2 pseudogenes are annotated in these 1,541 nt (G+C 39.5%); both read left to right on the forward strand.

The window, feature by feature from the left end:
• Nucleotides 1–955: pseudogene (locus tag WBN20_RS13700) on the forward strand (hypothetical protein); the annotation flags it as partial.
• Nucleotides 956–1,541: pseudogene (locus WBN20_RS13705) on the forward strand (gliding motility-associated C-terminal domain-containing protein); the annotation flags it as partial.

Genomic DNA, 1,541 nt, shown 5'->3' on the forward strand with positions numbered 1-1,541 from the left:
TCAGACTGCTGTACAAGTCCCTGTAGCTGCTACTCCAACAAACTATGTGGCAGCCACTCCAGATGTGGAAGCTCATTTGACAGGAATTGATGCTGCTTTGGCCAGTGGTGGATCTGGAGAAGTTAATACAGCTTCAAACCAAGGAACAGGTGGTGTGGCCACATTCATTCAAAAAACAGGAGTTGACCTTGAATTCAGAAGCATTAATGCAGGGTCCAATAAAGTAATTATAACGCAAGATGGCCCCAATCAAGAAATTGACATTGATGTTGATGAATCTAATTTCCAAATTAGCGGGGGAGCATCTGGCGTGATTGTGCCCAATACTATTTCACAAGGAGATATTGGGATTAATGCTATAGGTCAAGGTGAATTACAGCAAAACGCAGTAACCAATTCAGCGCTGGATGATGATGCAGTGACTACAACAGAAATACTTAATGGAACCATATTAAATGAAGATATTAACAATGCTGCTGCCATCGATGGCATAAAAATAAATCCAGATTTTGGGACTCAAAATATTACAACTACAGGTAATATAGATGGGGCTGCTATTACAACTACAGGAAATCTATTAGTAGGAGGTTCTATATCAACGGTCACCTCTGGATTTTTACACCCTGACTATGTCTTTCAAAAATACTTTTTAGACTACTCTGATTTAAAAAAGAGTTATAATTTTTCCAGTCTTGATGAAATTGAGGCCTTCATAAAGAAAAACCATCACTTACCCGGAATAAAATCAGCCAAAGAAGTACAAAAAGATGGGTTTTGGAATTTAAGTAAATCAAACCTGCAAAACCTCGAAAAAATTGAAGAACTGTTTTTGCACACTATCAATCAGGAAAAGAAAATCAATCAGCTTGAAACGAAAAACCAGGCTATCCTAGAGGAGCTTGAGTCGCTTAAAAAGGAATTGGAGGCCATTAAAAATGCAATCAAAGAAAAGTAATTGAAAAAAGTCATTACAATAGTCTTTTTAACGGGTATGCTTTTTGCACAAGCCCAAACCGCCCTTTACAACAGTGGGAACATACGTATTCACCAGGACGGGCAGCTGGGTTTTCATACCAACCTTATCAATAATGCCTCTTTCGATGAAAATCTTGGCCTGGCAGGCTTTTATGGCAATTCCCTGATCTCTGTTAGCGGGGCTTTTGCACCCGTATTTTTCGACACGGAAATTGCGAATGACAGTGGGGTGCAACTCAACACTTCCCTGAATGTAATAAACAATACCAATTTTGTGGTGGGCGACTTTAGTACACCCCGTAATTCGGTGGATATTTATTACAATTTTATGCAGGATGCCTTTTATGTAGGCTCGGGAGACGGTTCTAAAATTGATGGCTATGCCACGATCACAGAACAACAAAGCTTTACATTTCCGGTAGGTGATTCTCAGCAACTAAGACCTTTGATACTTAATTCGGACAGCGCCAATACATTTGCCAGATGTGCATACTTTTTTGAGGATCCAAATAATCCTTCAACTTTTCCGGGTTTCGATACAGATCTGAAACCCAGATCCATAGATG

Origin of the sequence: Eudoraea sp. (assembly GCF_049665975.1) — a bacterium.
Taxonomy (GTDB): Bacteria; Bacteroidota; Bacteroidia; order Flavobacteriales; family Flavobacteriaceae; genus Eudoraea.